This window comes from Streptomyces sp. NPDC014891, from assembly GCF_043081085.1.
In the GTDB taxonomy this organism is placed as follows: domain Bacteria; phylum Actinomycetota; class Actinomycetes; order Streptomycetales; family Streptomycetaceae; genus Streptomyces.
Genome location: NZ_JBIBWF010000010.1, coordinates 86,565 through 104,937, shown reverse-complemented (window position 1 = coordinate 104,937; position 18,373 = coordinate 86,565). Strand labels below are relative to the sequence as shown.

General features: G+C 74.3%; 16 protein-coding genes. 7 read left to right on the top strand and 9 right to left on the bottom strand.

Annotation, left to right across the window (positions count from 1 at the left end):
* Window positions 1–55 precede the first annotated feature (55 nt).
* Window positions 56–469: a hypothetical protein gene (locus ACF09E_RS27010; protein ID WP_392207739.1), complete on the bottom strand. Its 414-nt coding sequence runs from the start codon at window positions 467–469 to the stop codon at window positions 56–58.
* Between the two features lie 148 nt (window positions 470–617).
* Between ACF09E_RS27010 and ACF09E_RS27005 the strand changes: the two genes are divergently transcribed.
* Both ACF09E_RS27005 and ACF09E_RS27000 read left to right on the top strand, forming a co-directional pair.
* Window positions 618–1,961, top strand: coding sequence for an SWIM zinc finger family protein (locus tag ACF09E_RS27005; protein ID WP_392207737.1), 1,344 nt, complete (start codon window positions 618–620; stop codon window positions 1,959–1,961).
* A 50-nt stretch (window positions 1,962–2,011) separates the two neighbouring features.
* Window positions 2,012–3,736 carry a DUF5691 domain-containing protein gene (locus tag ACF09E_RS27000; RefSeq protein ID WP_392207735.1) on the top strand — a complete coding sequence of 575 codons (1,725 nt, stop codon included), beginning with the start codon at window positions 2,012–2,014 and terminating at the stop codon, window positions 3,734–3,736.
* 169 nt (window positions 3,737–3,905) lie between these two features.
* Here ACF09E_RS27000 and ACF09E_RS26995 read toward each other — a convergent pair whose 3' ends face one another.
* Window positions 3,906–4,313: a cobalamin B12-binding domain-containing protein gene (locus ACF09E_RS26995; protein WP_030318509.1), complete on the bottom strand. Its 408-nt coding sequence runs from the start codon at window positions 4,311–4,313 to the stop codon at window positions 3,906–3,908.
* Between the two features lie 330 nt (window positions 4,314–4,643).
* Between ACF09E_RS26995 and ACF09E_RS26990 the strand changes: the two genes are divergently transcribed.
* Window positions 4,644–5,405, top strand: coding sequence for a lipase family alpha/beta hydrolase (locus tag ACF09E_RS26990; RefSeq protein ID WP_392208112.1), 762 nt, complete (start codon window positions 4,644–4,646; stop codon window positions 5,403–5,405).
* A 220-nt stretch (window positions 5,406–5,625) separates the two neighbouring features.
* Window positions 5,626–7,362 carry a M23 family metallopeptidase gene (locus ACF09E_RS26985; protein ID WP_392207733.1) on the top strand — a complete coding sequence of 579 codons (1,737 nt, stop codon included), beginning with the start codon at window positions 5,626–5,628 and terminating at the stop codon, window positions 7,360–7,362.
* Between the two features lie 70 nt (window positions 7,363–7,432).
* Here ACF09E_RS26985 and pcrA read toward each other — a convergent pair whose 3' ends face one another.
* Both pcrA and ACF09E_RS26975 read right to left on the bottom strand, forming a co-directional pair.
* Window positions 7,433–9,883 (bottom strand): DNA helicase PcrA, encoded by a 2,451-nt coding sequence (gene pcrA / locus ACF09E_RS26980; protein ID WP_392207731.1) that lies wholly within the window; start codon window positions 9,881–9,883, stop codon window positions 7,433–7,435.
* Between the two features lie 135 nt (window positions 9,884–10,018).
* Window positions 10,019–10,372, bottom strand: a complete 354-nt coding sequence (locus tag ACF09E_RS26975) for a hypothetical protein (RefSeq protein WP_361855117.1) — start codon at window positions 10,370–10,372, stop codon at window positions 10,019–10,021.
* Window positions 10,373–10,712: 340 nt separating this feature from the next.
* On the opposite strand from ACF09E_RS26975, the gene ACF09E_RS26970 reads away from it, so the two are divergent.
* Window positions 10,713–11,837, top strand: a complete 1,125-nt coding sequence (locus ACF09E_RS26970) for an NlpC/P60 family protein (RefSeq protein ID WP_392207729.1) — start codon at window positions 10,713–10,715, stop codon at window positions 11,835–11,837.
* 28 nt (window positions 11,838–11,865) lie between these two features.
* On the opposite strand, the gene ACF09E_RS26965 is transcribed toward ACF09E_RS26970, so the two are convergent.
* Complete coding sequence (locus tag ACF09E_RS26965; protein WP_148005820.1) at window positions 11,866–12,582, bottom strand: response regulator transcription factor; 717 nt, start codon at window positions 12,580–12,582, stop codon at window positions 11,866–11,868.
* Window positions 12,579–13,841 (bottom strand): PspC domain-containing protein, encoded by a 1,263-nt coding sequence (locus tag ACF09E_RS26960; RefSeq protein ID WP_392207727.1) that lies wholly within the window; start codon window positions 13,839–13,841, stop codon window positions 12,579–12,581. The genes ACF09E_RS26965 and ACF09E_RS26960 overlap by 4 nt, the downstream gene beginning before the upstream one ends.
* A gap of 156 nt (window positions 13,842–13,997) precedes the next feature.
* Between ACF09E_RS26960 and ACF09E_RS26955 the strand changes: the two genes are divergently transcribed.
* Both ACF09E_RS26955 and ACF09E_RS26950 read left to right on the top strand, forming a co-directional pair.
* The gene (locus ACF09E_RS26955) at window positions 13,998–15,344 is read left to right on the top strand and encodes a PspC domain-containing protein (RefSeq protein ID WP_392207725.1); all 1,347 of its coding nucleotides are present in this window, start codon (window positions 13,998–14,000) and stop codon (window positions 15,342–15,344) included.
* Window positions 15,331–15,591: a hypothetical protein gene (locus ACF09E_RS26950; protein ID WP_073910442.1), complete on the top strand. Its 261-nt coding sequence runs from the start codon at window positions 15,331–15,333 to the stop codon at window positions 15,589–15,591. The genes ACF09E_RS26955 and ACF09E_RS26950 overlap by 14 nt, the downstream gene beginning before the upstream one ends.
* Here the strand turns inward: ACF09E_RS26950 and ACF09E_RS26945 are convergent.
* From ACF09E_RS26945 to ACF09E_RS26935, 3 genes are all read right to left on the bottom strand, one after another.
* Window positions 15,501–16,061, bottom strand: coding sequence for a DoxX family protein (locus ACF09E_RS26945; protein ID WP_392207723.1), 561 nt, complete (start codon window positions 16,059–16,061; stop codon window positions 15,501–15,503). The two genes, ACF09E_RS26950 and ACF09E_RS26945, sit on opposite strands and share 91 nt — an antisense overlap.
* Before the next feature lie 93 nt (window positions 16,062–16,154).
* Window positions 16,155–17,387 carry a hypothetical protein gene (locus ACF09E_RS26940; RefSeq protein WP_392207721.1) on the bottom strand — a complete coding sequence of 411 codons (1,233 nt, stop codon included), beginning with the start codon at window positions 17,385–17,387 and terminating at the stop codon, window positions 16,155–16,157.
* 177 nt (window positions 17,388–17,564) lie between these two features.
* Entirely contained in the window at window positions 17,565–18,353 is a 789-nt protein-coding gene (locus tag ACF09E_RS26935; RefSeq protein WP_361855100.1) for a class II aldolase/adducin family protein, read from the bottom strand.
* Window positions 18,354–18,373: the final 20 nt, after the last annotated feature.

Below are 18,373 nucleotides of genomic sequence, written 5' to 3'. Positions count from 1 at the left end.
CTGTTGGGGAGGTGAGGGGAAGTCAGTCCGCGAGGGCCGCTCCAGGGCGCTCGGGTCAGCCCACGACCGGGGAGACGGCGACGCAGCCGCCGGCCATGGCCGCCTCGGCCTTGGCCTCCTTGATGACCTTGCCCTGGTAGATGACCTTGCAGGTGAGGTCGGCCGGGGTCAGCGAGACCGGAATGACGGCCGGCGGCATGATGCCCTTCAGCGTCACCGTCTTCTTCCACGGCGTGGTCGGCTTCTTCTCCGACTCGGTCTTCGGCTCCATCGCGGTGCCCCCGCCCGCGTGGTAGTCGATGGACTCGATGCCCTGGCCGCTGACCTCGTAGGTGACCTCGTAGGACTCGGTCACGGACTTGTCGACCTGGTCGACGGCCTTCTCCGCGGCCTCGGAACAGGCGCCGAGACCGAGGGCGAGGCCGGCGACGGCGAGGGCCGAGACGGCGGTGCGGGCGGTGCGCTTCATACGGGTTCCCCCTGGGTGGTTCGCGCGGGTCGGTTGATCCCGCCCGACGATAGTAAAGGAAGGGTAAAGCGATCTTCGCCGGGGTCTCCGGAGGGGCCAGGCCGCCGGGCCGCCGGCGTTGTCAGTGGCGGCCTCTACCGTCGGAGACATGAATGCCATGGGGGTGCGCTGGACGTCCGAACAGGTGCTGGCACTGGCTCCTGACGACGCCTCGCGCAGAGCGGGAGGCAGACTCGGGACGGCCGGACCGTGGTCGGGGCGGGGCAGCGGTGACGGCGCGGTCTGGGGCCTGTGCAAGGGGAGCGGCCGCGTGCCGTACCGGACGGTCGTCGACACGACCGGGCCCGCGTACCTGTGCGAGTGCCCCAGCCGCAAGCTGCCGTGCAAGCACGCACTCGGCCTGCTCCTGCTGCACGCCGCGGACGGCTCGGAGGGCGGCGGCACGACCGCGCCCGACTGGGCCGGCCGATGGCTCGCGGCCCGGCGCGCGCCGGGCGGCGGCGCGGACCGGCGGACCGGGGGCGGCGGCACGGGACCGGCGGACCCCGAGGCGGCGCGCCGCAGGGCGGAGCGCCGGGCCGCCCGGATCACCTCGGGCGCCGAGGAGTTGGAGCAGCGGCTCGCCGACCTGCTGCGCGGCGGTCTCGCGGCGGCCGAGCAGCGGGGATACGGACTGTGGGAGGAGACGGCGGCCCGGATGGTCGACGCGCAGGCGCCGGGGCTCGCGGGCCGGGTCAGGGAGCTGGGGGCGATACCGGGCTCCGGACCCGGCTGGCCGGTGCGGCTCCTGGAGGAGTCCGCGCTGACCCGTCTCCTCGGCCGCGCCTGGCTCGCCGCCGACCGGCTGCCCGGGCCCCTCGCGACGACCGTGCGGACCCGGGTCGGCCTCACCGCCCCGCTCGACGGCGCCCCGGTGCGCGACCACTGGCTGGTGCTCGCGCAGTACGACGCGGCCGACGCCCGGCTGACCACCCGGCGCATCTGGCTGCACGGCACGGCGAGCGGACGCACCGCGCTCCTGCTGTCCTTCGGCGCGGCGGGGCGGGCGCCCCGCCTCGCCCTGCCCGTGGGCGCCGTTCTCGACGGCGAGTTGACCCCGCACGCGGGGGCCGGCCAGCTGCGCGCGGAGCCCGGCGAGGAGTTCGCCCCGGTCGACGTCCCCGTCGTCCCGCCGCCGGGCGGACCGGTGGGCGCGGCCCTCGACTCCTACGGCCGGGCGCTGTGCGAGGACCCGTGGCTGGACTCCTGGCCCGTGACGCTGAGCGGCGTCGTCCCCGCGCGCGCGGAGTACGGCTGGCAACTCGCCGACGCGGACGGCCGGGAGGCGCTGCCGCTGACCGCGTCCGCCCAGTCCCGTCCCGGGCTCTGGCGCCTGGTCGCGCTGTCCGGCGGGGCTCCGGTGACGGTCTTCGGGGAGTGCGGGCACCGGGGGTTCACCCCGCTGGCCGCCTGGTCGCCGGAGGCTCCGGGAGAAACGGTCCCTCTCATATGACGCCCGGTACGCCCCCCGCCCACGGCACACCCCCCGACCGGAGGACCCCGATGGAGCCGGACACGAAACCGACGACACTACCGACACCGACAACACTGCCGACACCGACGACGCCCACGACCGACGCGCTCCTCCCGGAGGCCTCCGCGGCCACCGGCGGCACCGCTCACCGCGCGGAGGCGGGAGCCTGGGAGGAGCTCGTCACCTCGGCCCTCCTCGGCACCGACCGGCGGGTCCCCGCCGGTCTCGCCGGGCTGCCCGGGCCCGCGCTGCCGGGCGCCCTGCTCGACGCCGCCGCGCTGCACACCGTGCGGCGCAGGGCGGGACTGCGGCCCGGTCCCGCCGCCCCACCGCCCGAGCCCGCGCCCGAGGACCACCGGAGACCGCTGCCCGGGGCGGCGCGGCGCCGGCTCGACCAGCTGCTCGCCGGGCGGGCCGCGCCCTCGCCCGCCGGGCGGCGCGGCGCCGCGCCCGACCTGGCCGAGCTGCTCCCGCAGTGGCTCGCCCTCGCCAACGAGCGCGGCTACCGGGCGCCGTCCGCCACGCTGCCCGCCCTCCTCGACGCGGCCCGGGCCCGCACCGATCTGCGGCCCCAGGCCCTCCGGCTGGCCGGCCCGCGCGGCCTGTGGCTGGCCCGGCTCAACCCGGAGTGGCGGTTCGCCCTGCGCGGCGCGGGAGCGGGCAGCTCCCTCCCGGACCCCGGGGACGCGGAGGGTGTGCAAGCCCTGTGGGACGAGGGCCTGTTCGCCGAGCGGGTCGCCCTGCTCGGCGCCGTACGGGCGAAGGATCCGGCGGCCGGTCTCGCCCTCCTCGCGTCCACCTGGTCCGCCGAGCGGGCGGAGGACCGGCTGATGTTCCTCGACTCGCTGCGGACCGGACTGCGCGATGCGGACGAGGAGTTCCTGGAGGAGGCCCTCGGGGACCGCAGCCGTAACGTCCGCGCGACCGCCGCCGAACTGCTCTCCGCCCTCCCCGCCTCGGCGCTCGCAGGCCGGATGGCGGGCCGGGCGGTAGCGTGCGTCGGGCTCGACCGGACGGCGGGGTCGCCGACGATCGCCGTGGAGGCGCCGCACGAGTGCGACCCGGCGATGCAGCGGGACGGCCTCGTGGCGGTGCCGCCCGCCGGGCGGGGCGAGCGGTCCTGGTGGCTGGGCCAGCTCGTCGAGGCGGCGCCGCTGTCCTGCTGGCCCGCGAGGTTCGGGGGTCGCGGCCCGGAGGAGATCGTGGCGCTTCCGGTCGGCGACGACTGGCAGGCCGAACTGCACGCGGCCTGGTGCCGGGCGGCCGTGCGCCAGCGGGACGCGGACTGGTCGCGTGCCCTGCTGGGGTCCCCCGCGACACCGCCCGCGACGGGCCCCGGCACCTCGTCGCTGGCCGAGCGGGCGCAGCTCCTCGCGACGCTGCCGGCCGGCGAACGGGCCCGCTGGGTCGGTTCGTTCATCGCGGCCCACGGCCTGTCGGAGGCGTTCCAGCTGCTCGGCGTCTGTGAGGTGCCGTGGGCGGAGCCGCTCGGCGGGGCGGTGGTCGACGCTCTCGACATCGCGCGGGAGGCGGGCAGTTACCCGTGGAGCTTCAGCGGGGTGATGGGGCTCGCGGAGCGCTGCCTCGCACCGGAGGCGGCCCGGCAGCTGGAGTCCCTGACGGCCCGTCCCGAGGAGGCGGACGACGTCTCGCCCGGAGCGGGCGGCTACTGGTCCGAGGCGTTCCAGCGCCTGGTGTCCACGCTGCGGCTGCGCGAGGCGATGCGCGCCGAACTCACGGACGCGGCGGGGTGAGAGGGGTTCGCCCCTGGCGGTGGACCCTCCCGGAGGGCTCCCGCCCCGGCAGGACGAAGGGCCCTCCCCCGGGGAAGGGCCCACCGAGCCGGGCGGCGCCGCCCGCCGACCGCACGCCACCGCGCCGAGGCGCACGGCGCCGCGTGAACGCGGGAATCACCCGAACGGACTAAGCGGCCACGCGCACGTTCGCGTTCACCCAGTCGACGATGGACGCGGTCGTCGCGCCCGGGGTGAAGATCTCCGCGACGCCCTTCTCCTTCAGCGGCGCGATGTCCCCTTCGGGGATGATGCCGCCGCCGAAGACCTTGATGTCCTCGGCGTCGCGGTCCTTGAGGAGCTCCAGGACCTTCACGAACAGCGTGTTGTGCGCGCCCGAGAGGATGGACAGCCCGATCGCGTCGGCGTCCTCCTGGATCGCGGTGTCGACGATCTGTTCGGGCGTCTGGTGGAGACCGGTGTAGATGACCTCCATACCGGCGTCGCGGAGTGCCCGCGCGATCACCTTGGCCCCGCGATCGTGGCCGTCGAGACCCGGCTTGGCCACCACCACGCGGATCGGACCGGTCACACCCATCACTGCCTCCACATGCGACCCCCGCGCGTCTTTGCCGGGGAGGTGAACGAACGTTATCCCCAGCATCCCGCACCCGGCTGTTTCGCGGTGGCGAGCGAGGGGGAAATCACACGTGGGACATGTTCGCTCTGCGTCGTACCCCGCTTTCGGGCCCTCCTCCTGGGCCCACCAGCCGCAAGCGGGGCACGGTCGCGAAGGGAGCCGCGACGAGGTCGCCGCGCCTCCGTGCCGCCGTCCGTACGGCGCGGGAGCGCGGCGCACCGCCGTACCGTTCGGCCCCGCGTGCGGTACGGGAGGTCGTCCGTGGAGTTCACCAAGGTCACCGCCCTCATGAAGGCCACCGCCCTGGAGCTCGCGATCCTCACCGGGCACCTCGTGCTGTACCCCTCGGGGATCGTGGCCGAGCGCCTCGCGCCCGCCCCCGCGCCGTCGGTCGCCCCCGGCCGCCGTCCCGTCCTCCTGCTGCACGGCTTCGTCGACAACCGCTCGGTCTTCGTCGTCCTGCGACGCTCCCTCACCCGGAACGGCCGTGACTGCGTCGAGTCCCTCAACTACTCTCCGCTCACCTGCGACCTGCGGGCCGCCGCGGAGCTCCTCGGGCGGCGGGTGGACGAGATCCGCGCCCGCACCGGACACGCCGAGGTCGACATCGTGGGCCACAGCCTGGGCGGTCTCATCGCCCGGTACTACGTCCAGCGGCTGGGCGGCGACAGCCGGGTGCGCACCCTGGTCACGCTCGGCACCCCGCACTCCGGCACGACCGTCGCACCGCTCGCGGACGCGCATCCGCTGGTGCGGCAGATGCGGCCGGGTTCGGAGGTGCTGCGGGAGCTCGCCGCGCCGTCGCCGGGCTGCCGGACCAGGTTCGTGAGCTTCTGGAGCGACATGGACCAGATCATGGCGCCGGTGGAGACCGCGCGACTCGACCACCCGGACCTCCTGGTGCACGACGTGCGGGTCAGCGGCATCGGCCATCTCGCGCTGCCGGTGCACCCGACGGTGGCCGCCGGGGTCCGGGAGGCCCTCGACGCGGACGGCCCCGAGGTCCCGGGAGCGTCCGCGGAGGAGCCGGGCGCCACGTCCGTGGCGTGACACTCCGCGACCGTTCTTCGAACGTTCCTCGAACACAAGGCCAAAGCTCTCTCCGTGAGCTGGCGAAACACGGCCGATTGCCCGTTTCCTACGGGCGCGAACCCCGCCGAAGATTGTCGGCTGCGCATACCGCCGGGTACAGTCGCGCCACTGCTTACCCCCGGGACACCCCTCGTCGGGCCCGCCCCGGACTGGTCCTGCTGCCGAGGCGAGAGAGACGTTGGTGAACGACCAGCACCCCCACGCCGGGTACGTCGGAGACGGCGCCCACTCCACCGGCAGTTACGCCACCGACCCTCTCTTCGGCGCCTACGGCGACGGCGGGGCGGACCAGAGCGGACAGTGGAACCTCGGCGGATACGACGTCACCGGCACGTACGGGACGGCGGAGCAGTACGGCACGACGACCGGGCAGTACGACACCACGCAGTACGACGCGACCGGCGCGTACGACATGACCGGCCACTACACCACCGCCACGGCCGCCGCGCCGTACGAGGCCACCGGCGCCTACGACACGACCGGCCAGTGGAACGCCACCGGGCAGTGGGACACCACCGGCGCCTACGACACCACCGGCACGTACGCGACCTCGACGACCGCGTACGAGACGACGACCGGGCCGTACGACACGACGACCGCGCAGCACGGCACCGCCCCCGCGTACGACGCCACGGGCCAGTGGGACGCCTCCGCCTGGACCGAGGCCCAGCACACCGGCCAGTACGAGACCGTCCACGCCGCCTACGCCGCCCAGGGGGCGGGGGGCGCCTCCCCGACGGAGTTCGGGGGAGGGTACGAGTCCTACGACGCGACCGGCCAGTGGGCCGCCCCCGCCTTCGCGACCGACACCGGCGCCTACGACGCCACCGCGTGGAACACGGCCTCCCCCGAGGCCGAGCCGGTCGTCCCCCACCAGTACACGCCGGTCCCCGAGCACACCGCGGAGTTCGCGTTCGCGTACGTCCCCGACGCCGAGGCGGGCACCGCGGCGGAGCCGGACGAGGCCGACCCCGTCCACGACCGGGTCGACGCCGGTGACCACAAGGACCACGAGGACCACGAGGAACCGGCCGACGACCACGAGGGCCGCGCCCACGAGGACGCCGACCCCGGGTACGACGACCAGCCCGCCGTCGAGGTCCGCACGGACGCCCCGCCCGCCGGCCGCCCCGTGCGCCGCTCCCCCTCCGGCGGCGGCCGCGGCCGCCGCCGCACCCCCGCCAAGCGGTCCGCCCTGCTGACCGTCGCCGTGCCCTCCGCCTGCGTGATGGGAGTCGCCGGCATCGCCGCCGCCTCCGTCGGCGGGCTCACCGGAGCCGGCGCGGAGAACGCGAAGAAGGAGGACACGACCGCGCTCGCCGCCGCCGACCCGGCGTCCGTGAAGCAGGTCGCCGCCAACAACGCGCTCGACACCCAGCTCGCCGCGCTCAGCGCCGACGCCCGCTCCTTCGGCGACCGCGCCAGCCGCACCCAGGAGCGCATCGACCTCAAGGCCCGCCAGGCCGCGGACAAGAAGAAGCGCGAGGAGGAGGCGGCCCGCAAGGAGGCGCTGCGTCCCAAGTTCGCGCTTCCGGTGCAACTCCACCGGCTCAGCGCGCGCTTCGGCCAGTCCGGCATCAACTGGATGTCCGTGCACACCGGCATCGACTTCCCCGTGCAGGGCGGCACCCCCGTGATGGCCGCGACCGACGGCACCGTCCGCACCCAGATCAACAGCGCCTACGGCAACATGGTGATCGTCACCGCCCCGGACGGCACCGAGACCTGGTACTGCCACCTCAGCAGCGCCAAGATCCGCTACGGCCAGGTGAAGGCCGGTGACGTCATCGCGTACTCCGGCGACACGGGCAACTCCACCGGCCCGCACCTGCACTTCGAGGTCCGGCCGGGCGGGGGCTACGCCATCGACCCGCTGGCCTGGCTGCGCACCCACGGTCTCGACCCGACGACCTGAACCCCCCGAGGACGCGTACGGAGAAGGGCCCCGGCTTCCCGCCGGGGCCCTTCTCCGTACACCCGTACCCCTACAGCTTCTCGACCGGCGCGTACCGCAGCAGCAGCCGCTTGGGCTTCTCGTCGCCGAAGTCGATCGTCGCCTGGGCGTCCGCACCCGCGCCGGTCACCGTCATGACCGTGCCGAGCCCGAACTGGTCGTGCGTCACCCGGTCGCCGACCTGGAGGGAGATCACCGGCTTCTCCCCCGCACGCCGGGTCGCGAAGCCGGAGGGGCCCGAGCGCGACCGCGAGGAGGACAGCGAGGACGTGATCCCCGAGGTCGGCCCGGCGGGCTTCACCATCGGACCGGTCCGCTTCCACTCCAGGTAGGCGGGCGGGATCTCCTCCAGGAACCGCGAGGCCGGGTTGTACGAGGGCTGGCCCCACGCGCTGCGCATCGACGAACGCGTCAGGTAGAGCCGCTCCCGCGCGCGGGTGATGCCCACGTACGCGAGGCGCCGCTCCTCCTCCAGCTCCTTCGCCTGGCCGAGGGCGCGCATGTGCGGGAAGACGCCGTCCTCCATGCCGGTCAGGAACACCACGGGGAACTCCAGGCCCTTGGCGGTGTGCAGGGTCATCAGGGTGATGACGCCCCGGCCCTCCTCGTCCTCGTCCGGGATCTGGTCGGAGTCGGCGACGAGCGCGACCTTCTCCAGGAACTCGGCCAGGGTGGCGGGCTCCTCGCCGCGCTCCTGCTCGAACTCCAGGGCCACGGCGGCGAGTTCCTGGAGGTTCTCGATCCGCGTCTCGTCCTGCGGGTCGGTGGAGGCCTGGAGCTCCGCCAGATAGCCGGTCCGCTCCAGGACCGCCTCCAGGACGACGGCGGGGCCGGCGCCGGACTCGACGACCGTGCGCAGCTCGTCCATCAGGGCGTTGAACCGCTTGACGGCGTTGGCCGAACGGGCGGCCATGCCGTACGCCTCGTCGACCCGCTTGAGGGCCTGCGGGAAGGTGATCTTCTCGCGCAGCGACAGGGCGTCGATCATCGCCTCGGCGCGCTCGCCGATGCCCCGCTTGGGGACGTTGAGGATGCGGCGCAGCGGCACGTTGTCCTCGGGGTTGGCGAGGACGCGCAGGTAGGCGAGGACGTCCCGGACCTCCTTGCGCTCGTAGAAGCGGACGCCGCCGACGACCTTGTAGGGCAGGCCGACGCGGATGAAGATCTCCTCGAAGACACGGGACTGGGCGTTCGTCCGGTAGAAGACGGCGACGTCCCCCGCCTTGGCCGCGCCCGTGTCGGTGAGCCGGTCGATCTCGTCGGCGACGAACTGGGCCTCGTCGTGCTCGGTGTCGGCGACGTAGCCCGTGATCTGCGAACCCGCGCCGGCGTTCGTCCAGAGGTTCTTGGGGCGGCGGGACTCGTTGCGCTCGATGACGGCGTTCGCCGCGGACAGGATCGTCTGCGTGGAGCGGTAGTTCTGCTCCAGGAGGATCGTCGTCGCGTCCGGGTAGTCCTCCTCGAACTGGAGGATGTTGCGGATGGTGGCGCCGCGGAAGGCGTAGATCGACTGGTCGGCGTCGCCGACGACGCACAGCTCGGCGGGGCCGAGGTCCTCGTAGCCGGTGCCGACGAGCTCCCGCACCAGGGTGTACTGGGCGTGGTTGGTGTCCTGGTACTCGTCGACGAGGACGTGCCGGAAGCGGCGGCGGTAGTGCTCGGCGACGTCCGGGAACGCCTGGAGCAGATGGACCGTCGTCATGATGATGTCGTCGAAGTCCAGCGCGTTGGCCTCGCGCAGCCGCGCCTGGTACATCCGGTACGCCTCGGCGAGCGTCTTCTCGAAGCCGTCGACGGCCTGGTCGGCGAAGGTCTCCTCGTCGATCAGCTCGTTCTTGAGGTTGGAGATCTTGGCGCTGAACGACTTCGGCGGGAACTTCTTCGGGTCGAGGTCCAGGTCGCGGCAGACCAGGGACATCAGGCGCTTGGAGTCCGCCGCGTCGTAGATCGAGAAGGAGGACGTGAAGCCGAGCTTCTTCGACTCGCGGCGCAGGATGCGGACGCAGGCGCTGTGGAAGGTCATCACCCACATGGCGTTGGCGCGCGGGCCGACGAGCTGCTCGACGCGCTCCTTCATCTCGCCGGCGGCCTTGTTGGTGAAGGTGATCGCCAGTATCTGGCCGGGGTGCATGTGCCGGGTGCCCAGCAGGTGGGCGATGCGGTGGGTGAGGACCCTGGTCTTGCCCGATCCGGCGCCGGCGACGATGAGCAGCGGGGTGTCGGTGTGGACGACGGCGGCGCGCTGCTGCTCGTTCAGCCCCTCCAGGAGCGCGGCGGTGTCCACGACGGGGCGGGGGGCGCCGTCGCGGTAGTGGGTGTCCCGGGCGGGCGGGGGCACGTCGAAGTGCTCCCCGAAGAGGTCGTGCGGGACGTCCTCCCCGGCCGGGGAGCCGTGCTCGTGGTCCTCGGGGTGGGGCGGGGGCTCCTCCGAGGAGTGGTTCTGGAGGCCGGCCAGGAAGCTGTCGTCAAAGAGGCTGCTCATCGCCTCACGAGTCTAGGACGCCCCACCGACATCCGGGCCCGCCTTCGGGAGCCGCCTTCCCCGAGGGGCTGCGGTACCGGTCACACCGGGGCGGCCGGGCGCGGCCCGGAGGGGTGCCGGGCCGGGCCCCGGAGGTCAGGTCCAGAGGGTCGCGATGAAGATGTTCGCCGTGGTCAGACCGCCGACGGCGGCGAAGACGCCCTTGTCGACCCGCTCCTCGTCGCGCTTGACGTAGACGAGGGCGAGGATCACGACGAGGATCCCGAGCTTGATGCCGACCTTGAGGTTGTTCACGGTCTGGTCGTCCGCCTGGTTCAGGCCGACGAGCGCGACGCCGGTGACGAGCATGGTGAGCGCGCCGTGCAGCATCGCGGGGCTGAAACGGGCCGTGCCGGCCCCCATCGCCTTCATCTGGGTGAGGAAGCCGCCCAGCAGGGAGGCGATACCGATGATGTGCAGGGCGACGAAGACATTGATGAGGACGTCCATGGGCCGGAGCCTAACGGGGGCTCTAGCACCGCCGTCCGGCCGGGTCCACCCACTCCCGCGCTTCGGTCGCAGGGTCGCCGCGATGCCCTCCGACCCGGTGCCCCGGGAGAACGGCATCGGTCACCGGCGGCCAAGTGTCGCCAATAGCGGTCATCACCCCGCCGGGGAGTGACCCCAGGTTTAGCGTCCTTCACCAGGTGATCGGCTCCCCACCACCGTCGGCGATCCGGCGGTTGCCGGTCATCCCGCCGAGAACCCGGCGGCGGTCCGTCTCCCCTGTGCGGCCCGCCGCCGGCCCGGCGGGCCCGTGTCCCCCAGGCAGAGGATGTGACGCGCCCTCGTGGCAGCACACCGAAAACCCCGGCAGTCCCCCCTCGGTGGCCAGGCGGGCCGCACCGCCGCCACCCTCGCCCTCGCCTCCGCCGCGACCGCGACGCTCTTCGAGGGGTCCGGGCACGCCGAGCCCCGCCCCACCACCGCCCAGGTCAGGGAGAAGGTCGACCGCCTCTACGAGGAGGCCGAGGTCGCGACCGAGCGGTACAACGGCGCGAAGGAGAAGGCCGACCAGGCCCGCGCCGCCTTCGAGCGGCTGCGCGACGAGGCCGCCCGCAGGACCCAGCGGCTCAACACCGCACGGGACGGGCTCGGGTCGATGGCCGCCGCCCAGTACCGGTCCGGAGGCCTCGACCCCGCCGTCCAGCTGGCCCTCACCTCCGACCCCGACCAGTACCTGGACCGGGCCGCGCGCGCCGAACGGGCCGCGGACCGGCAGGCGGTCGCCGTCGACGCCGTACGGCACGAGCTCGCCGCCGTGCAGCGGCTGCGCGCCGAGTCGGCGGGCCGCCTGGAGTCGCTCCGCGGCCACGAGGCGGAGCTGCGGCGGCAGAAGGCGGCCGTCCTCGGCAAGCTCGGGGCCGCCCGGACCCTGCTCGCCCGGCTGACCGCCGAGGAGCGCGCCCGCTACGAGGCCGCGGAGGCGGCCCGGAACACCTCCCCGGGGAACGCCCGCACGGGCGCCGCCGACCCGGCCGCCGCACCGGGCGCCGTGCGGGCCGACCGGTCCTCGGGCGACAGAAGCGGCGAAAGCGGCGACCGGGCCCCGGTGACCGCACCCGCCGGCCGGGCCTCCCAGGCCATCTCCTTCGCCCGCGCCCAGCTCGGCAAGCCGTACGTCTGGGGGGCGACCGGCCCCTCGGGCTACGACTGCTCGGGCCTCACCCAGGCGGCCTGGCGCGCGGCGGGCGTCACACTGCCGCGCACCACCTACACCCAGATCAACGCGGGCCGGCGGGTGTCCCGCTCCCAGCTCGCCCCCGGCGACCTGGTCTTCTTCTACTCCGGGATCAGCCACGTCGGGCTCTACATCGGCGGCGGCCAGATGATCCACGCCCCCCGCCCCGGCGCACCGGTGCGGATCGCCCCCATCGACGAGATGCCCTTCGCGGGAGCGACCCGGGTGGGCTGAGCGGCCCGGACGCGGTGAGCGGCCCGGCTCAGACCAGACGCCGGGCGGTGGCCCAGCGGGTCAGCTCGTGCCGGTTGGAGAGCTGGAGCTTGCGCAGCACCGCAGAGACGTGGGACTCGACCGTCTTCACCGAGATGTAGAGCTGCTTGGCGATCTCCTTGTACGCGTACCCCCGGGCGATCAGCCGCAGCACCTCCCGCTCCCGCTGGGTCAGCCGGTCCATGTCCTCGTCGACCGGGGGCGCGTCCGTCGACGCGAAGGCGTCCAGGACGAAGCCGGCCAGCCGGGGCGAGAAGACGGCGTCGCCCTCCTGGACCCGGAACACCGAGTCGACCAGGTCGGTCCCGGTGATGGTCTTGGTGACATAGCCCCGGGCACCGCCCCGGATCACCCCGATGACGTCCTCGGCGGCGTCCGAGACGGACAGGGCGAGGAAGCGGACCGGGTCCTCGGCCGCGCTCATCAGGCTCGCGCAGCGCCGCAGCACCTCGACCCCGCCGCCGCCCGGGAGGTGCACGTCGAGGAGGACGACCTCGGGGCGGGTCGCCGTGATGACGGTGACCGCCTGGTCGACGTCGGCCGCCTCGCCGACCACCTCGACGCCGGTGACCTCGGTGCGGCCGATCTCGGCCTGCACGCCGGTGCGGAACATCCGGTGGTCGTCGACGAGCACCACCCGCACCCGGCGTCCGGTGCCCGCCGCCCCCGCCTCGGTTCCGGTCGCGTCCACGGTCTCGTCGCTCATCCGTCCGCCCTCTCCATCTCAAGCTCCACTTCGGTGCCCCCGCCCGGCACGGACCGCAGCCGGGCCGTGCCGCCGTTGCGCTGCATCCGGCCGATGATCGATTCTCGTACGCCCATCCTGTCCTCGGGGACCGCGTCCAGGTCGAAACCCGGGCCCCGGTCGCGGACCGAGACGAAGACCGTGCGGCCCTCGACCTCCGCGTACACCTGGACGGCCCCGCCCTCGCCACCGTACTTCGCGGCGTTGACCATCGCCTCGCGCGCGGCCTGCATCTGCGCGACCAGGCCCTCGTCGAGCGGGCAGTCGCCGACGACGACCACCTCGATGGGGACGCCGTGCTTGTCCTCGACCTCGGCCGCGGCCTTCTTCACGGCCTCCGCGAGGGTCTCCGGCTCCTCGTCCCTGCCGGTGCCCTCGGGCTTGTAGAGCCAGTTCCGCAGCTCGCGCTCCTGGGCGCGGGCGAGCCGGCGGACCTCGCCCGCGTCCTCCGCGTTGCGCTGGATCAGGGTGAGGGTGTGCAGCACGGAGTCGTGGACGTGGGCGGCGACCTCGGCGCGCTCCTGGGCGCGGATGCGCATGGTCCGCTCCTCCGTGAGGTCCTGCGACATCCGGACCAGCCAGGGGCCGGAGAGCAGCGCGATGCCGGTGAGGACGGCGACCGCGGCGGTGAGGGCCGTGCCGAGCTGGGCGACCGATCCGCGGACCACCACGAAGACGGCGAGGCCGGCGCCGACCAGGGCGACGCCGACCAGACCGCGGGCGAGCTGGAGGGCGCGCGTGCGGCGGCCGGGCTCGGTCCAGCTGGCCCGGCGGGCGTTGTCCGCCTGGCGCCAGACCAGGGCGACACCGCCGCCGACGAGCAGCAGCGGCCAGACGTACCGGCCGGACTCGCCGTCGACGCTGATGTTCGCGACGAGGAGCGCGGCGCCTATGGCGAGCACGACGAGGGCGAAGAGCTGCCCGCGGTCGGGCTTGCGGAGTCTGCGGCGCCCGTCGGGGGTGGTCTCGAAGACGGGGCGCGGCGCGGTCCGGCCGCCCACGCCGAGCGGGACGACGATCCAGAAGGCCGCGTAGACGAGGATCCCGAGGCCGTCCAGGAAGCACATGACCACGAAGGCCGTGCGGACCCAGACGACCGGCAGTCCGAGGTGGCCCGCGAGGCCGCGCGCGACACCGCCGAGCCACCGCCCGTCGGCGCTCCGGTAGAGCCTGCGCACGGGCGGTTCGTCGGCGTCGGTGACACGAGCGGCGGCGGACATGCACCGATCGTCACACGTTCGGCCCGCCCGGGACATCAGGGTCGGCCCTGAGATCGCCCCTGGTACGGCTTCGGGGACGGCGGGGCGCCGAATATCAGGGTCGGGCCAGGGTCGGCCCCGGTGCCGCTCGGCGTCACGGGCCGTCACCATGGACGCATGACGAGTTCGACGCCTTCGCAGCACGAGGCCCCGCCACCGGTGGAGGCCGGCTCCGCCCCGCCGCTGCGGCGTACGCGCGGCAGCAAGGTCGTGGGCGGTGTCTGCGGCGGTCTCGGCCGGTACTTCGACCTCGACCCGGTGATCTTCCGGGTCGTGATCGGTGTGCTCGCGGTGCCGGGCGGTCTCGGACTGATCTTCTACGGCTTCGCGTGGCTGCTGGTCCCGCTCGACGGCGAGGAGGAGAACGAGGGCCGCAGGCTGCTGACCGGCCGCGTCTCCGGGGGCACGCTGGCCGCCGTGCTGATGGCGCTGGTGGGCTGCGGGGTCTTCCTGTCGATGCTGCACAGCGGGTCGATGCTGGGCTCTGCCCTGCTGGTGGCGCTCGCGCTCGCGTCCGCGGCGATCTGGTCGCGGCACCGGCAGGCCGGCGCGGTGGAGGCGGAGGGACGGGCGGACGCGGCGGCGGCCTCCCGTCCGGTCGCCGAGGCCCCGCCCGAGACGAAGGCCCCGCCGCTCGTCGAGTCGCCCTCGTGGTGGCGCGACCCCATCGTCAAGGACGGCTCGACGGGCCGGGTCGCCGTCGGCTACCTGTGGGGTCCGCAGGGGATCGTCGACCAGGACGGACGGGTGGACGGCGAGGTGCCGAAGCCGGGCGCCCGGTGGAAGGCCGGTCCGGCCGCTCCCGGGCGTCCCACGCCCTCGATCCGGCGGAGCCCGTACTCGATCGGCGGTCTCGTCTATCTCCTCGCGATGGTCGCCGCGGTCATCGGCACCTCCCTGACCTGGGAGAGCGAGCCGCTGGGCACGAGCCTGCAGACCGGTCTGGTCGCGGCGCTGGCGGTGTTCGGGCTCGGCCTGGTCGTCAGCAGCTTCCTGGGCCGGACCGGGTTCGGCACGGTCTTCCTGACCGTGGTCACGGCCGGTCTGCTCGCCCTGACCACGGCGGTGCCCGGGCAGATCACGACGGAGTGGATGCGCGAGACGTGGCGGCCGGCCTCGGTCGCCGCCGTGCAGCCGCGCTACGAACTGGGCACCGGCGTCGGCACGCTCGATCTGTCGGCCCTGCCGGTCCCGGCGGGCGCGACCGTGACGTCCTCGGTCGAGGTGGGCGCGGGCCGGCTCAAGGTGGTCGTCCCGAAGAACGCGGTGGTGAAGCTGCGCGCCCAGGTGGGACTCGGGGACGTGCAGCTGCCGGGCGAGCCGCCGGACGACATCGACGTCGCGCCGGACCGCGACGTGACCCGGACCCTGGAGCCGCCGGCCGGGACCGCCCCGGCGGGCACGCTGGTCCTCTCCCTGGAGATCGCCCTCGGACAGCTGGAGGTCACCCGTGCTGCTGCATGAGTTCAGGCCCGGCCGGATGATCGCCGGCCTCACGGCCCTGGCCCTGGCCGGCCTGTACGCGGGCGACGCCACCGGGGCCTGGACGACCCCGTGGTACGTGGTGTTCCCGGTCCTCTTCGGCGGCCTGGGCACGGCCGGCCTGGTGACCTGGATCGTCTACCGTGTGCGGCGCCGTTCGGCGAGGAGCCGGTCGAGCGACAGCACCGACGCCCCGGCCAGCACCAGCGGCAGCCAGGCCATCAGGTAGGCGAGGTCGTTGCCGAGGTAGTACGGGTCGACCTGCCAGCTCACGGTCAGCCAGAGGCTCAGCGAGATCAGGGCGCCGCCGAGGGCCGCCACCCGGCCGAAGAGGCCCACGAGGGTCCCGATCCCGACGGCGAGCTCGCCGAAGGCGATGGCGTAGCCGAAGCCGGCCGGGCTCTTCAGCGCGAGGTCGACGAGGGCGGGCACCGCCGAGGTGTCGCGGACGCCGGTCATCATCTCGCCGATGGAGCCCGTGCCGGAGGCGGCGAAGAAGGCGGAGTCGGTGAGCTTGTCGAACGCGGCGTAGACGAAGGTGACGCCGAGGAAGATCCGGAGGGGCAGGAGGGCGTAGCGGGAGCCGAGCGCCCTCCACCGGTCGAGCCTGCCGGAGGGGCCGCGGCCCCCGGCGTCCGGGTCGCCGGTCCCGCCCCCGTCACCGGTCCCGCCGGCCGCCCGGTCCGCGTGTCCCGTCATCGTCGGTCACCTCTCCTCGCCCCGTACGACTGTTCGCGGAACGATTCTCCTCGCACCTCCCGCGGAGGGATACGGGAAGGAGGGCCGGAGGGGTCAATCGACGACGTCGATGGCGACCCGGTTGGTCTCGACGCCCGCCGCCGTCACCACCGAGACCTCCACCCGGCCCGGTTCCACGTCGACCGGGAGGGGGACGGTCAGGGTCCCGTCGGTGGGGTTGGCGAAGCCGCCCGGGACCGGGACCAGCGGCACGTGGGCGTGGACCGCGCCGATCCGGACGACGAGCCGGGTCAGCGGGTCGGGGGCGCCGGCCCCGGCGGGGACGAAGCCGCAGCCGCGGATCTCGATGTCGTCGCCCGTGCGGATGGGGGCGTCGAGGTCGCCGGCCTCCCGCGAGCGGACCACGGAGTGGATCGCGGGGCGCACGCCGTCGGTGCACTTCGCGGCGAGGTGCCAGACCGCCGAGAGGCCGACGAGGAGCACGAGTGCCCAGGGCACGCCGGGGAGCCGGGTCGGGTCGTGGGCGAGGGCGGCGCCGGTGAGGACCAGGACGGAGCCGGAGACGAGGACGTACTGGACGTCGGCGAGCGCGGCCCGCCCGGCGTCGTCGCAGAGGAGGTCGGCGGCGCGCGGCCGGTCGGCGGGCACCTTCTGCAGCCGTCGGGCCGCGATGCCGGCCGTGACGACGAGGCGGGCGGTCACGGTGACGGCCGACACCAGCGCGAGGACGGTGAGCAGCCCCGCGCCGCGGGCGAGGTCGAAGGCGGCGGCGCCGGGGGCCAGGAGGGCGAGGAGGACCAGGGTGTAGCCGAGGAGGAGGAGCCAGCCGGCGGCGACGGCACGGGTGGTGGAGAGCCGGTTGTCCTCGCCGATCAGCGGGGCGAGCAGACCGCCCCGGGAGCGGTGGGCGTGGGCGGCGGCGGTGAGCGGGGCGGCGAGGACCAGAGCGGTGCAGAGGCCGGCGGTGCGGGCGCCGGTCCAGCCGGCGCCGACGGCGGTGAGGGCCTGGCCGAGGAGCAGGGCCAGGACGGCGCCCCAGACCGCGGCGATGCCGCCGCGCCGCACCCGGTCGAGCCAGGCCGTGCCGGCCTCCCGGCCCTGGAGGGCCACCGCGCGGGCGGACTGGGCGAGTTCGTCAGAGACCCACTGGCGGGCGGCGACCGGGGAGTGGGCGACGGCCGCGGGGACGCCGTGCCCGGCGGCGAGCTCGTCGCGCCGGGCGAGGAAGGCGGCGACGGCGCGGCGGTGTCCGCTCCGCCCGCAGTGGGCGCAGCCCGCGCAGGCCGTCGCGTGCTCGCCGTACTGTCTCGCCTCTTGAACCGCCACGGTGTTCACTTCCCGAGCTCACTCCACGACACGCACCGGAGCGGCCCGATGGGGTCAACCAGCCTTCGTCTCAACGGAATTGTGTCGCACCGGCGGCTTTCGCGCTGCCGCGTGCGCCCCGCCGGGGAGTGATTGCCGTGTCGTCGCATTGACGTACGGAAGGGTGAGGCGATGGTGCTACGACAGGAGTTCGGGCTCCGTGCGGCTGATCCTGCGCCAGAGCGGCTGGTAGTTGATCCAGGCCACGAGGTCGCTGCCCAGCTGTTCGCGGGTCGCGACGGCCTCGCGGTGGTCGATGAGGACCGGCTTCCCGGCCGCCCGCGCGGTCAGCTGCACCTGCGCGCAGCGTTCCAGGGCGATGAACCACCAGGCGGCCGCGTCGACGGAGCCGCCGACGGTGAGCACCCCGTGGTTGCGGAGCACGACGGCCTTGAACGTGCCGAGCGCGAGGGCGATCCGGCGCCCCTCCTCGGGGTCCACGGTGACGCCGGTGTAGGCGTCGTAGAGGGCGTGGTCCTGGTAGAAGGCGCAGGCCTCCTGGGTGATCGGGTCGAGGAGTTCGCCGAGCGCGGCGAGGGCCCGGCCGTGGGGCGAGTGGGTGTGGGCGACGGCGACGGCGTCGGGGCGGGCCCGGTGGACCTGGGCGTGGACGGTGAACGCGGCCTGGTTGACGTACTGCCCGCCCCGGACGACCTGCCCGTCGCCGTTGACCAGGATGAGGTCGCTCGCGGTGAGGTCCTCGAACGGCGCCCCGAAGGGGTTCACCCAGTAGCAGTCGGGGAGCTCGGGGTCGCGGGCGCTGATGTGGCCCGAGACGCCCTCCTCGTAGCCGAACCGCCCGAAGACCCGGAGCGCGCCGGCGAGCCGCTGCTTGCGGTGGGTGCGTTCCTCCTCGGCCGTCGCGTGGACGGGCGGCATGGCGAAGTGGAGCCGGTCGACGGGAACGGGGTCCGGTATCACGCTCATGCGCCGGAAGGTAACGCCCG

What these genes read in the sequence shown, in the direction of transcription:
- pcrA (WP_392207731.1), bottom strand. Translation starts at nt 9,883, where the DNA reads ATGAGCAGCCTCTTTGACGACAGCTTCCTGGCCGGCCTCCAGAACCAC.
- ACF09E_RS26965 (WP_148005820.1), bottom strand. Translation starts at nt 12,582, where the DNA reads ATGAGCGACGAGACCGTGGACGCGACCGGAACCGAGGCGGGGGCGGCG.
- ACF09E_RS26945 (WP_392207723.1), bottom strand. Translation starts at nt 16,061, where the DNA reads ATGACGGGACACGCGGACCGGGCGGCCGGCGGGACCGGTGACGGGGGC.
- ACF09E_RS27010 (WP_392207739.1), bottom strand. Translation starts at nt 469, where the DNA reads ATGAAGCGCACCGCCCGCACCGCCGTCTCGGCCCTCGCCGTCGCCGGC.
- ACF09E_RS27000 (WP_392207735.1), top strand. Translation starts at nt 2,012, where the DNA reads ATGGAGCCGGACACGAAACCGACGACACTACCGACACCGACAACACTG.
- ACF09E_RS26975 (WP_361855117.1), bottom strand. Translation starts at nt 10,372, where the DNA reads ATGGACGTCCTCATCAATGTCTTCGTCGCCCTGCACATCATCGGTATC.
- ACF09E_RS26955 (WP_392207725.1), top strand. Translation starts at nt 13,998, where the DNA reads ATGACGAGTTCGACGCCTTCGCAGCACGAGGCCCCGCCACCGGTGGAG.
- ACF09E_RS26935 (WP_361855100.1), bottom strand. Translation starts at nt 18,353, where the DNA reads ATGAGCGTGATACCGGACCCCGTTCCCGTCGACCGGCTCCACTTCGCC.
- ACF09E_RS26995 (WP_030318509.1), bottom strand. Translation starts at nt 4,313, where the DNA reads ATGGGTGTGACCGGTCCGATCCGCGTGGTGGTGGCCAAGCCGGGTCTC.
- ACF09E_RS26990 (WP_392208112.1), top strand. Translation starts at nt 4,644, where the DNA reads ATGAAGGCCACCGCCCTGGAGCTCGCGATCCTCACCGGGCACCTCGTG.
- ACF09E_RS26960 (WP_392207727.1), bottom strand. Translation starts at nt 13,841, where the DNA reads ATGTCCGCCGCCGCTCGTGTCACCGACGCCGACGAACCGCCCGTGCGC.
- ACF09E_RS27005 (WP_392207737.1), top strand. Translation starts at nt 618, where the DNA reads ATGAATGCCATGGGGGTGCGCTGGACGTCCGAACAGGTGCTGGCACTG.